We start from the raw sequence: 13,018 nt of genomic DNA, 5'->3' as shown, positions 1-13,018 counted from the left end.
AATGTTAAAAGTAAATGATCTTGGTTACTGGTATGACCGCCAAGAAAATAGTCTATTTGAGAATGTAAACCTTGAATTTAAGTCGGGGACTTCGTATGCCATTGTTGGTCAAAGTGGTTCCGGTAAGACGACCTTCCTCTCACTGCTGGCGGGTCTAGATAAACCGCGGGCTGGGCAAATTGAACTCAATGGTGAACCAATCAATAAGATTGGTCTGACGAACTATCGGAAGTCCAAAGTGGCAATCGTTTTTCAATCATATAATTTGTTGACGTATATGTCACCATTGAATAATCTGATGACTGCCATGGCAATTACGAACTCGGAACACCGTGGTGACAAGGATTATGCGATGAAGATGTTACGACGGTTAGGTATTACAGATGATCAGATGAAGAAGAATGTTCAACGCTTATCTGGTGGTCAGCAGCAACGGGTGGCGATTGCACGGACCATGGTGTGCGATGCTAAACTAGTGGTTGCGGATGAACCAACCGGTAATTTGGATGAAGAAAATACGAAATATGTGATTGACCAATTTCAAAAAATTGCGCATGAACAAAAGAAGTGCGTCATTATTGTCACGCATGAACCGGATGTTGCGGACGTTTGTGACCACTCCTACCGATTAGAAAAGCACAAATTTGTGGCGGAAACCTAGGGTGATCTTACGATTGAATCAGACGTGAGTTGACGCGTACAATCGCATTTTTGTCAAGATAAGTCACTAAAAATGAGTTCTCAGAATGATTTGATTCTGGGGACTCATTTTTTGATTACTGTGAATTGCTAACGAGACAACAATCGTTTTTGAGGGCGAACTTGCCAGCGAACGATAAAGGCGATGATGATAAACAAGACGAGATAGAGCCCCGAGATGCCAATCGCGTAAGCAACCGGAATACTCAACTTGGCCGCAGTGTGGGTATGCGTGGCCAAACTAACGACGACGGATACGTCCGATAAGGCGTGCAAGAAAATCGGCCAGACTAAGTTATTGGTTCGTAGATAAAGGCCGCAAAAAATCAGGCCACCCGCTGCAGCATAAAAGACTTGTGGGATGACGTAGCTGAGGGTCAGCTGGCTGCTGTTAATGAGTAGGTGGGTAAGACCAAATAGTAAACTGTCGATACAAATGGCTAGCATGAGTCGGTGAGGGAAGCATTGTCGTAGTAGTGGCAGGAGCATGCCCCGATAGATATATTCCTCAGTGATCCCGATAACTAGGGCGTAGCCAATATAGAGAATTAACGTTGGGGTCCAAGCAAGATGACATAGCTTGATGAAGTTGCTCGTCATTGGTAGTAATAAAATAATAATTCCCGGGATGAGCTGCAAGCATTGTCGTACGAGTGATTGCGATTGCCACCACTGAATCGATATTTTAAACCAAAAATGATTTAATAGCAGGAAAATAAGTAATACAAGCAAGTCTTGGACCAGCCCACTGTATAAAGTTGGTACTGGTAGCCAGGCAATTAATTTAAAAAGAATTGGTACTAAAATGAAAATACTAATAGCGGCTCCCCAGCCGCGTTTGGTTGATGACATCGAAATCCCCTCCAGAAGTTAATGCTAACTTTAGTATAGGTCACATTGAAGGTGTTGGTTATATTAATTACGGATCGATTAGTTGCCGGTGGTCATTATGACAGCCACTGGTGATTTTGGCGTAGAATCGGCAGTATTAATAGGATAATGACCGCGATTTCGATGATTTGAAAACTAGTCGTCGTTATACCGGGCAAATTGATTGGAGGTTCCATCATGCTAAAGAAGTCATTGACGGTGTGAATCAACAATGGCCATAGTAGCGATGTTGTCTGTGCCGTGATTAAACATAATAGTAGCCCCAGTACGAACGTAAAGCCCAATTGCAATAGGGTTAAACTAAGTGTTTGGTGACCAAGATTGATTAGATGGGTCAAACTGAAGAGGATACTAGTGAAGACTGCAGCTCTACCTACACCCAATGTTGACTGGCTGGCCTGAAACAACATTCCGCGAAAAAAGGTCTCTTCGAACAGGCTGATCAATATGGCAACGAATAACAGGGTCAGGGTGTTTGTCAGTTGTTGGGCGGTTGCTAACGTATATAATCCAATTAGTGCGGCTACGATTAAGGTTGGAATGATGGGCCGGATTTGCCGACGCCAAGTTGCCGATACCCCGAATTTTAAGGTTTGCCGTAGCCAGTCACGATTTAATATGAGTGCAATTGCTAAAAAGAACAGCTCTTCGACCCCAGTTGTTAATGAGGATGGGAGTTGGGTTAAGCGTGGTAGCTGGAAAATCAGGCCAATCAACAACATACTGCCTAACATGCCACCCCATAGTGTGATGACTAATTTGGTTTCGTGGCGCATCTCCTCAGATCCTTCCTCGTATTCTCGCTACTAAGCATACGCCTTTTAAATGAATCTGAGCATAAAAAAACAGCGTAACGACAATTAATGTCATTACGCTGTTCGTTAGTAATCAGTTATTTTATAAAGCCCAAGCAGCCATGCCTTGTGCGTTGTATAAGCTAACGGCAGCGTTAACTTGGTCTTCAACAGAGCCACTGCTGATGTGCATGTTTTGGAATAAACCATAGGCACCAGAAGTACTGTTCTTGACCGTTGAGTTCCAGTTTGATTCACGCGTGATGATCGTGTTCCAAGTTGAAGCTGAAACGCCAGTCCGTGATTGCATTTGGCTTAATACGTAGCTCTTTAAGTTACTACCAGTGTAGCTTGAAGTCGTTGAGGTTGTTGAAGCTGTTGATGATGCAGCTGAGCTAGTAGCACTTGATGAAGCTTGACTAGTGGTTGCAGCAGAACTTGAAGCTTGGCTAGCAGCTGATTGCGTTGAGCTTGCTGAAGAAGCAGCACTCGTTGCAACGCTTGAAGTAGCTTGGCTAGCAGCTGAAGAAGTAGCAGCAGAACTAGTAGCTTGGCTAGCAACTGATTGTGAAGAAGCACTAGTAGCACTGGCACTCGTTGCAGTTGAAGCAGCTGAAGAAGTAGCTTGGCTAGTTGCTGATTGTGGTGCAGCACTTGTAGCAGCAGAAGTCGTGGTTGTAGTAGTAGTACCATTGACTTCAAGCTTATCACCAATGAAGATTAAGTTAACATTAGCTAACTTGTTTGCCTTTTCAATGGCTGAAACTGAAGTGTTGTGAGCTTGGGCAATTGCTGAAACAGTATCGCCGGCCTTAACAGTATAAGTATCAGCGTTGGCAACCGTTGTTGAGATAGCGAATAAAGCTAATGCAGCAGTTGATGATAATACAAGGTTTTTGATCTTCATAATAATTAATACACTCTCCTATAATTTGCGTGTGTTCGATTATTTACATATATTTTCTATTGGTCGAGCAGTTGATGTCTCAACCAATCAACAGTGACTAGTATAACTAGTGAGTGTTGCAGTGCAATAATCAGAACATTACGTTTTTAGGGGTTGCTTGTAATATAAGGCCGTTTTTGTAATGAATTGTAATATTTGAGCCGGATTTCATGTAAAATAGCGCTACCAATCCCGATTAACTAGCTGGAAAATCAATAACGACAATGATTAAGTGGGGAAACTAATGATGAAAATTAGCCGCTTTATCCGATAAAAGTGATCACTTTTGGTCGATTTATGAAAAGTCAACGAGGATTATCGATAATTTTAAGCACTTAACTAGTGAATTTTGACGGGTTAATTTGTCGGGAAGTCGGATTATAGTGACACTTAACTAGTCATTTTATTGCTTGGAGACGTGGCACTGACTAATTATTTTTCGGTAAAGCAGATAATTGATAGAAGTTGCGCATCGTGTAGTCACTTGTGGTCGGTTAACGAAGGCGTCGATTAATTAAGTATTACTATAGTAGGTTTATGCCAAAAGTAGCCCATGACGATCGCTACTAAAACGTTACTAGGTTAGTATTACGCCATAGCTGAATGGTATGTGGTTGTCGTTGTGGACTAGTCGTCAAACTGTCGGGGGTTCGGGACTGTACTTAGTCAGGAAATTAGTTGGATTTTCTCCGTTAAGGTTGGTGAATTGTTAAATAAAAACATGTGGTATTTTGGTTGGGAGAGTGGGTCGTCGATTGGGGGAGACAACTAGCAGGTCTGGATCGTGTCCGTCTTAAAGCGGTTGCTAGAATAAGCATATCGTATATCTAAATAACGGGTTGTCAGCATGCTCTAAGGCCCATTATAAAGTCACTTAGCAACTGAGTAACTTTATAATGGGTATTGGTGGGGGACACACGTGCTTCAGCACGGATTTAATAGTAGAAAAAAAGATTGCGAATCAGAAATGATCCGCAATCTTTGCATTTATTTATTAATTTAAAGTGGCTTTTTAGTACCAGCCATTAGCAAGCCAATGACTCTTGGCGTTGCTCCATGAACCATAACGTGAAGCAACATAACTGTTAGCAACACGTTCTTGGTTGGCAGCGGAGTAGTCACCGTTTAAGTATGAAGCACTTAATTGGTACTTACCGATGTATTGACCGTTACGAGCAGAATATGAACCACCAGATTCTTTACCAGCAATCCAAGCCTTAGCAGCACTATCAGAACCATTGTTGCTATAGTTTGAGGTTGAACTAGACGTTTGAGTCGTCTGAGCAGCAGGTTTGCTAGTTTGTGTTTGACTTGATTGGGTCTGACTAGCTTGGCTCGGTTGAGCTTGAGTTTGACTAGTCTGAGCTGATGATTGTGTCGTGGTCGTTTGTTGAGTCGTCTGTGTTGAAGTTGAAGTCGTGGTAGTGCTATCACCATTTACTTCAAGTTGTTGACCAACTAAGATCAAGTTAACGTCTTTTAAGTGGTTAGCTTGTTGGATCGCATCAATCGTCGTGTTATGATCAGCAGCAATGGCAGAAACCGTGTCACCGGCTTTAACAGTTACCGTAGCAGCTTGAGCGGTAGCACCAATGGCAAAGAGACTAGCAGTAGCGGCAGCAGTTGATAATAAAGCATTCTTAATCTTCATTTGTAATGTACACTCCTATTTTTTAGTCCGAATTTGGCTTGGCCCCGCGAATCTTCCAAGCACTCAATGGTACCTAGTATAACTGGCGATTGTGACAGGAAAATAGCAGGAGTTTTACGAATTACCCTAATTCTTGTAATAAACGGCGTGTTTTGTAATCTTTTGTAATATAACGCGCGGCGCAATTGTTTCTGAGCGGGTCAATCAAGGCTGTTTACAAATGAAGACGGTATCTGTTGGTTAACATAACCAAATGTTGTGATTAAAGTTCGAAGCGTGATATCACTGGGACTGGCAACCGCTGATGTCGTGACTAAGCTTAGTTAAGCCAATTTACGAGTTCTTTTAGTGGAAATGTAAGCGTTTGTTTGAATGTCAGCCAACTTACTTTTGGTAACTCGAAATTAGTCGGCCTTTAATTGGACCAGCCAGTTGTCGGTTTGTTTATTGTTAATGAGCGATTGGGGTGCCGCTTGTAGGTCTTTGTTAAGCTTCTGAACGGTGCCACTAAAGGGTGTTGACACCAGATGCGCCCCTTGATCGTCCGTAATCGTGACGAGCGGATCACCTGCCACGAGGTGCTGGCCCTTAGTTGGTAAATCGAGTTGATGAACGACACCCAGATTGTGTTGTCCTTGGTCACTTAACCCCAGTAGAAGCCGGTCATGTGATTTGGTCTTCAGCCAAACGTCGCCGTATAACATCGGAGCATGTTGCTCTTCGTAATCATGACGATAGAAATGGATCATTTGTTTCCAAGCAGATTCTTGTTTTGCCATCATTTCTCCTCAATTCAGTGCTAGTAGTCGGTGCATCAATTGAAAGTGGTGCATGATTGCTAATTTCTTAATTATTCCTAACCCTGGGAATTTATCACCCTCAGCGTAGGCCAATAGGGTGGCAAGCGCGGGGGTGCGATTGAGTCCCGTCAGGTGTGCGGGTGCCCAGTCGGTGAGCTTTGTTAATGCTTCAAAAAACTTTTGCTTTTGACCACGCATATTGGCATTGCTGTCCGAAACAAAATGATGGATGCGCAGGTCACCGTTAACCGTAACATAAATAAGATGTAATGCAATTGCGCGTGATGGCATACCGTGGTCAAAATAGGGTCGGCCCATGAGTGAGTAATCGCCAAAACCATCAAAGCCAACCGGTGTTTGGTGCCAGTTAGCGGGGGCAAAATAGGCGTCAGTTATTTCTTGATAGTCCGCAACGTGCGCTGGGGTTGCCACGGGATCAGTCAATAAGACCGCGTGTTGTGGTAATAGTTGGTGCAAACGCGCTTCATCAGGGATTAGGACATGACCAGCATGCTGTAAAGTGGTCGTATGCTGATAGGCCTTAAGCAACGGATAGTTAGGCGCGATGAGCAAGCTTGTTTGACCAGGAGTGGTTGTCAGAAAGTCGCGACTAAAATCAGCCGCAAGAATTGCGCCCGGCCGGTAAAATGGGTAGGGACGCAGATCCGGAAGTGGATGGAGCTTAACGGTATTAAGACCATAGACACTCACTTGGGGATTCGCAATAATGCTAAATGGTTGTTGGGCTTCAATAAAAGTCGTGACTATTTGTTGTAATTCTTTGGAGTCACGGACTGGTTCAATTACTGGGATGATGTGTGGGCCAAGTTGGTGTTGCTCGCACAATGTTCTTAAGGCTAACAAATCATACATCCGTCCACGTAGATAGGGGTAGTAAGTGCTCATAACTGGTCACGCAGATCTGGTGCCGTTAGCGCCTGATATTTTAGTTTGAGTGTCTGATATTCGGCATTGCGGGCATCTAATTCTGTTTGTAGCGCAGTCACCGCGTCATTCTGGGTGTCATCGATGAAGCGATCGTACAAGTTTTGTTCAGGATCATAAACGTCGTAGCCGGTGCGGGCCCGTTTGCGTAATTCTTTGAAGAGTTGATCATCAGAGTAGAGCTGTAGTCCTTTCTTCACACGCTTGGCTTTATCGACCTCACGAAAGAGCGATGTGATAAAGTGACTGATAAGGGGCGTTTGCTCGACTTGTAAGTCTTGGCGTTGGGCTTTCTTAGCGACAGTTAGGAAACCAGGCGTTCGCAACGGTTGGGGTGCGAGCTCTAGGGCCCGCTGATCAAAAGCACGGTAGATCAATACACCAATATGGTCTGGAATTTCCGATTGAACTTCTAGGTAAAGTTGTTGCGGCAAGACAAAGTAATTGTAATGACCGATAAATGAAAGTTTGGCCTTTGAATGAAAATCTGCTTTGGTGACTTTCAATTCGTAGCAACGCCATTCAATCTGACCATCGGGGAGTTGTTGATAGCTTAATGTATCAACGATCCCTTTATCAGCGGGTATCGCAACTTCTTCAACCACGTAGGCGCCCTGTTCTAGACAGTACTGATAGAGAGTACTTTCAAGTTGTTTAGTTAATTTAGTCTTCATTAATGAGTCACCTCCATTTGGTGCCAAAAGTTGGCAATCGTTGCTTCGAGCTGCGGGACTGATTGGATCGTCTGATAGTACTGCCAATGTGCTGGAAATAAATCTGTGTAGCGCCGACTAGCGAAGCGTTGGTCTAACAAGAGAACGATTCCGGTGTCCTTGGCACTGCGGATCAGGCGGCCAGCAGCCTGTAAGACGTTGTTCATGCCTGGCAGTTGGTAAGCGTAGGCGAATCCTAAGCCGTTTTGATGGTCGTAGTAGTCACGAATCAAGTTCGTTTCAGGGTTGATACCCGGCAGACCGACACTGACGATAGCGACTCCAATCAAACGGTCGCCACGTAAGTCAATGCCTTCGGAGAAGATACCACCCAGTACGCAGAAACCGAGTAAGGTTTGCGAGGGTGCTGACTGAAACTGGTTCAAAAAGGTCTGCCGGGCAGTTGCATCCATCGTCGAGGCTTGGGCGGTAGTTGCCACATCAGGGTAGGCGGCTTCAAAGGCAGTTTTGATCTGCAACAGATAGCCATACGACGGAAAGAACACGAGGTAGTTGCCACGTTTAGCCGTCAACATGGCGTGCAAGCTGGCAATAATCCGGGGCACGTTATGTTCGCGTTCGTGATACGTTGTCTGGACGTACTGGGTGACGAGAATGGCCTGATGTTTTGGTGGAAATGGTGATGGAAGCTGGTAGGCCAAACTGTTGGCTTCACCGCCAAGCACCCGCTGGTAGTAAGCCATCGGGGTCAGCGTCGCAGAAAATAGGACAGCACCACTGCCGAGCTCTAATGACCGATTAAGAAAGTCACTGGGATCTAGGCAGAGTTCCTTGATCGTTAAGTGATGACCGTCAAGGACGAAGCGCGTCTGGTAGCTGCCATCATATAGGTCGCCAATTTTAACAAAGGTCAGACAGGCGAAGAAATAGTCATGGACGGCGTCGAGCAGTGGCCCCGGCTTTTGTTGCGCCAACCAGTCAGTCACAAATTCATTAAATGTTCTGAGGGTGCGTAATAATTTGTCCGGGGGATCAGGTAGCACCTGTTCCGTTACTTGGTCATCAATCAAGGTTTTACTGATGCGCGTAAAACTACGCCGGACTTTCTTGAGTTCGCGTTGTAAGTCGTCACTCGGCTGACTTTTATCGGGCTTGGCTAATTTTAACAACGCACTGATTGGCTGGTCACTAACGGCCGCAGAGTACATATCACGGGAGCGACTAACAAGGTTGTGGACTTCATCGACAAGGAAAAAGTTGTCGTCATCACGTTCGCTAAAGAACCGTTGTAAATAGACTAATGGGTCAAAAAGATAGTTGTAGTCACAAATAATCACATCACAGAAGAGCGACGTGTCGAGTGAAAATTCAAACGGATCGACAGTATGCTTGCGAGCATACTGTTCAATCACGGAACGGGTAATCTGGTCTTCATGGGTCAACAGATCCTTGAGTGCTGGTTTAAGTCGGTCGTAGTAGCCAATCATATAAGGATTATCTTCCGGAAGTACATCTTGTTCCTCGGGAAACCGAATCTGATCCTTGGCAGTTAGCGTAATGCTTTTCAGTTTGAGTCCGTCATGACTCATTAGCGTGACCGCTTCTTCAGCAACGTGGCGCGTACTTTGCTTAGCGGTCAGATAAAAGAGGCGCTCAATCACGTCTTCGCCCATTGCTTTGATGGCCGGAAATAGCGTTGAGATCGTTTTCCCCGTCCCAGTTGGTGCTTCGACAAAGAGGCGTTTTTGCAACCGAATCGTCTTATAAACAGCGCCAGCCAATTCATGTTGGCCCGGCCGAAAAGCTGGAAACGGAAATGGCAAGTCTTCAATAGAAGCATTTCGTTGTCGTCGTAAATCGGCTCGTAATGTCAACCAGTATTCATATTCTGTAATTAAGTCGTGGAAGAATGCGTCTAGTTCAGCCCGGTGAAGGATTTGCTGGGTCTTCGTGATTTTTTCATTGATGACTTGAAAGTAGGTCAGTTGCAACGTGACCTGCTCAAGATCGGGATGTTCTTGCAGTAACAGGTAACCGTAGACTTTGATCTGCCCCCAGTAAAGTGTCAACGTGTTGGTACTTAAGTCCTCGAAGACTTGATCGGATGTTTTGATTTCTTCAATCAACGCCCCATCATCATTTAACTGAATCCCGTCTGCCCGACCCGCGATAATGTAATCAGTATCGTTCATCGTCACAATTTTTTTCAGGTAAACTTCGCTATCATAGTCTTCACCACGACTACTCTGGAGCTGACGATGAATCTTAGCACCGTTCAACGCAGTGTTCTGGCTATTCTTTACTTCATTTAAATCGCCTTGTCGCAAGACGAATTCTACCAATTGTCGAATTCCAATCTTAGTTGCCATCGGAGCATCCCTTCTGAATTTAGTCGCTTCCTATTATAAAACATCTGTTCGTGTTTGTCTGCTGTTGATTGATGATGCCGGGCGGGGCTCTGTGATGTGGCCTTAAATGATGGTTAAGCTGCGGCAGACCAATATTTAAGACGCGGGCTTCGGCGGCTTGAATCTGGGCTCGTCGTGTTCCAGCAATTGGCGAAAATGCCTGGGAGTCAATGTAGGACGAACTAGCCAGACGGGTGCATGCTATTCCGAATTTTTTCCAGCGAATTTTAGCTGGTCACTTTTGCCTTTGAAAAACTGATACGGGTTAACAATCTGGATTGAAAGCTAAATAAAAAAGCATCGCGATAAGGGCGCCGATGCCTGTTGCGATGTTTAGATTGACGATTTTGATTTAGAAGAAAATGAATCAGACTAGGAAGTTAATCGTACCAATGGCTGTGGTGTTGGCGAATACTCTTGCGGAGACTAAAACCGTAGCTGATGATGCCGGCTGTGATAATGGTCGCTAAAATCGCAAGCAACCATGAACCGGACGTGCTAAAGTAGGTGGCGTAACCAAGGCTGAGACTGACTAATGTGATGACGGGAATTAGAATTCTCACAGGGGCTGGATGTAAGAAGACGACACCGGCTAGCCACAGAGCCGCTGCTGTGACCATGGCGTCGACACTGATTGGTGAACCAAAGCTAATACCAAGAGTGATGATAGCAAGAATTGTTCCCACGGTCAGGAGGAGGACAGCAAAGCCGTTGCTGACGGACCAAGTAAACGTTTTTTTCATCATGATCGCCTCGCTTTCTATTAACTATATTATAGGCTAATTTCGCCTTATGAAAGAAATAATATGCCGACAATTAAGTTTGCAATGTTATGAAAATTGAAAGTTTGTGAACAAATCCTTGAAAGCGTATCCACTATTAGTTAAACTGGCATTAGGCACACTTGATGATGGATGGAGGAAAAATAGTCATGGCAAAAATTTTAGCAATTAACGCCGGCAGTTCAACTTTAAAATGGAAGCTTTTCAGTGTTCCCGAAGAAACGGTAATCGCATCGGGAATGGTTGATCGGCTGGGATTGCCAGATTCCGTTTTCACAATTAAGAAGGCGGATGGTAGTAAATATTCTGAAACTAAGGACCAAATTGATGCAAAAGAAGCCGCTGCAATGGTCTTAACACGGCTGAAGAGCGATAATATTGTGACTCATCTTAGTGAAATCACTGGGGTTGGTCATCGGGTTGTTGCGGGTGGCGAAGATTTCAAAGACTCTGTCGTTATTACCTCGCAAACCTTGAAAAAAATCAAAGATTTATCTGAGTATGCGCCGCTACATAATCCAACGCAGGCTTATTATATTGAAGTATTCCGTGATTTATTACCAAAAGCGACTCAAGTAGCCGTGTTTGACACTTCGCTGTATGCGGATATGCCTAAAGTTAATTACCTATATAGTATTCCTTACGATTATTATGAGAAATTTGGCGCGCGGAAGTATGGGGCACATGGCACAAGTCATCGTTACGTTGCTAATCGGACGGCCCAACTATTGGGGAAACCATTGGATTCGCTTAAATTAGTGACATTACATTTAGGGTCGGGTGCTTCGATCACGGCTTTTGATCATGGTAAAGCCGTCGACACTTCAATGGGCTTTACGCCGCTAGCTGGGATTACCATGAGTACCCGTTCCGGTGATATTGATGCTTCAATTATTCCATTCTTGATGCGCCATTTAGGGATCTCTGATGTGGAAGACTTTGTTGACATTCTGAATCATAAGTCAGGGTTACTTGGTATTTCAGGTTTGTCACCTGATATGCGTGATCTTGATAAGACGCAAGATACCCGTGAACGGTCAAAATTAGCAATTGATATTTTTGTTAACCGGGTTGTGAAGTATGTCGGCAGCTATATTGCTGAAATGAACGGGATTGATGCCCTTGTCTTCACGGCTGGTGTGGGTGAAAACTCATGGATGATCCGCGAACGTGTCACTAAAGCCTTAGGATACTTTGGCGTGACAGTGGATGATGAAAAGAATCATATGCACGGTAAGGAACAAATTATTAGCAAAGATGACGAACCGGTAACGGTCATGGTTGTCCCAACTAATGAAGAGCTGATGATTGTGCGTGACGTTGAACGGTTATCTAAAGCTGAATAAATGAGTCAATTAAAAACGCGTGATTCGGATTGTGGTCCGAGTCACGCGTTTTGAGTTTTGGATTCTAATCAGCATAGCGCTAAGTCAGCTCTTGTCCCCGCATATGTGCCGATGTGATGTGCTCAGCTATTGGCGTTGTCGCGCAGGTTTAGTCATTTTGATGTGGGGCGTGTGGTTGAATAGAAAAGGGGTACCGCTCGAAGTGAAGCCGAAATGCTGGTAAAATCCTTGTACTGGCACTTGGGCTTCAATTTGAATTGGCAAATCAGCATAGTGTTCCTGTACGACCTGTTCGATATGGGCCATTAAATCAGCGCCCAAGTGTTGTCTGCGTTGGTTTTTGTCCACCACGACCCGGCCGAAGGAGAGATGGTCATCTTCTGTAAAGATTCGTGCGTATGCAACAATATTTTGATTGACGGTTTTAAAGACATGATAAGCTTTTAAATCAGTATCATCGACTTCCTGATAGATGCGCTGTTGTTCAACAACAAACGTTTTGACGCGCAATTCATAAATAGCGTATAATTCAGTTGTTGTTAGTTCTGAGAATGTTTTAATCGACCACATGGTGATGCCTCCTTAGCATAGTGCTAAGTTTATCATCAAATGATTGCATATGCAATAATAAAAAGGAGCTTCTATGATACCAACATTAAGATTGATGGGCACGTTGTCGCGAATCGTCACGAACGAGGGTAATCAACGTTTTGCGAAATACGGCCTCAATAACAATCAGTTTATTTATTTAATTCGAATTTGTGAGCAGCCTGGCCTATTTTTTAGTCAATTGGCTGACCAAATGAAGATGGATCGAACCACGAATTATCGCGCCGTTCAGAACTTAATAAAAAAAGGTTACGTGATTAAGCAGACACATCCAGAGAATAAAAAGGTCCGGTGTTTGTACCCAACGAGCGCTGGGCAAGCGTTGTACCCGGAATTGCATGCTTATGAGCAGTGGTGTGCAGACTTGGTTGGTGAGCAGTTAACGCCGGGCCAACAACAAGTTTTGTTTGAAAGTCTGTCGTTAGTCACGGCTAATGTCACCCAGCATATTGAGTAAGTTTAATCACTAAACT

General features: G+C 44.3%; 13 protein-coding genes. 3 read left to right on the top strand and 10 right to left on the bottom strand.

The genetic code is table 11. The annotated features are described in order from the left end of the window. The first annotated feature begins 1 nt into the window (after window position 1). Complete coding sequence (locus MMY95_RS05145; protein ID WP_003641873.1) at window positions 2-661, top strand: ABC transporter ATP-binding protein; 660 nt, start codon at window positions 2-4, stop codon at window positions 659-661. A gap of 128 nt (window positions 662-789) precedes the next feature. Here the strand turns inward: MMY95_RS05145 and MMY95_RS05140 are convergent, their stop codons facing one another. The 9 genes from MMY95_RS05140 to MMY95_RS05100 all read right to left on the bottom strand — a co-directional run bounded on the left by MMY95_RS05140 (window position 790) and on the right by MMY95_RS05100 (window position 10,551). Beyond that, window positions 790-1,551 carry a CPBP family intramembrane glutamic endopeptidase gene (locus tag MMY95_RS05140; RefSeq protein WP_087509691.1) on the bottom strand — a complete coding sequence of 254 codons (762 nt, stop codon included), beginning with the start codon at window positions 1,549-1,551 and terminating at the stop codon, window positions 790-792. 95 nt (window positions 1,552-1,646) lie between these two features. Next, the gene (locus MMY95_RS05135) at window positions 1,647-2,366 is read right to left on the bottom strand and encodes a CPBP family intramembrane glutamic endopeptidase (protein WP_003646412.1); all 720 of its coding nucleotides are present in this window, start codon (window positions 2,364-2,366) and stop codon (window positions 1,647-1,649) included. 121 nt (window positions 2,367-2,487) lie between these two features. Continuing rightward, a complete protein-coding gene (locus MMY95_RS05130) occupies window positions 2,488-3,291 on the bottom strand; it encodes a LysM peptidoglycan-binding domain-containing protein (RefSeq protein WP_003641876.1) in 804 nt (267 codons plus the stop codon). Between the two features lie 1,051 nt (window positions 3,292-4,342). Beyond that, on the bottom strand, window positions 4,343-4,981 hold the full coding sequence (locus MMY95_RS05125) for a LysM domain-containing protein (RefSeq protein ID WP_003641877.1): 639 nt from the start codon (window positions 4,979-4,981) through the stop codon (window positions 4,343-4,345). A gap of 404 nt (window positions 4,982-5,385) precedes the next feature. Beyond that, the gene (locus tag MMY95_RS05120) at window positions 5,386-5,760 is read right to left on the bottom strand and encodes a glycine cleavage system protein H (protein ID WP_011100958.1); all 375 of its coding nucleotides are present in this window, start codon (window positions 5,758-5,760) and stop codon (window positions 5,386-5,388) included. 9 nt (window positions 5,761-5,769) lie between these two features. Further along, window positions 5,770-6,687: a sce7725 family protein gene (locus MMY95_RS05115; protein WP_015639906.1), complete on the bottom strand. Its 918-nt coding sequence runs from the start codon at window positions 6,685-6,687 to the stop codon at window positions 5,770-5,772. Continuing rightward, window positions 6,684-7,400: a hypothetical protein gene (locus MMY95_RS05110; protein WP_104795510.1), complete on the bottom strand. Its 717-nt coding sequence runs from the start codon at window positions 7,398-7,400 to the stop codon at window positions 6,684-6,686. The genes MMY95_RS05115 and MMY95_RS05110 overlap by 4 nt, the downstream gene beginning before the upstream one ends. Then, window positions 7,400-9,769, bottom strand: a complete 2,370-nt coding sequence (locus MMY95_RS05105) for an ATP-dependent DNA helicase (protein WP_013355155.1) — start codon at window positions 9,767-9,769, stop codon at window positions 7,400-7,402. The genes MMY95_RS05110 and MMY95_RS05105 overlap by 1 nt, the downstream gene beginning before the upstream one ends. A gap of 419 nt (window positions 9,770-10,188) precedes the next feature. Further along, on the bottom strand, window positions 10,189-10,551 hold the full coding sequence (locus MMY95_RS05100) for a hypothetical protein (RefSeq protein ID WP_003646418.1): 363 nt from the start codon (window positions 10,549-10,551) through the stop codon (window positions 10,189-10,191). Between the two features lie 188 nt (window positions 10,552-10,739). Here MMY95_RS05100 and MMY95_RS05095 point away from each other — a divergent pair, with 188 nt between their 5' ends. Then, complete coding sequence (locus tag MMY95_RS05095; RefSeq protein WP_003643729.1) at window positions 10,740-11,936, top strand: acetate kinase; 1,197 nt, start codon at window positions 10,740-10,742, stop codon at window positions 11,934-11,936. Window positions 11,937-12,062: 126 nt separating this feature from the next. Here the strand turns inward: MMY95_RS05095 and MMY95_RS05090 are convergent, their stop codons facing one another. Beyond that, window positions 12,063-12,506, bottom strand: a complete 444-nt coding sequence (locus MMY95_RS05090; protein ID WP_027821529.1) for a GNAT family N-acetyltransferase — start codon at window positions 12,504-12,506, stop codon at window positions 12,063-12,065. 73 nt (window positions 12,507-12,579) lie between these two features. Here MMY95_RS05090 and MMY95_RS05085 point away from each other — a divergent pair, with 73 nt between their 5' ends. Further along, window positions 12,580-13,002, top strand: coding sequence for a MarR family winged helix-turn-helix transcriptional regulator (locus MMY95_RS05085; protein ID WP_003641885.1), 423 nt, complete (start codon window positions 12,580-12,582; stop codon window positions 13,000-13,002). Window positions 13,003-13,018 lie beyond the last annotated feature (16 nt).

It is taken from the genome of Lactiplantibacillus sp. ME-2, assembly GCF_022549155.1.
GTDB classification, from domain to species: Bacteria; Bacillota; Bacilli; order Lactobacillales; family Lactobacillaceae; genus Lactiplantibacillus; species Lactiplantibacillus plantarum.
This window is presented reverse-complemented; position numbering and strand designations above follow the sequence as displayed.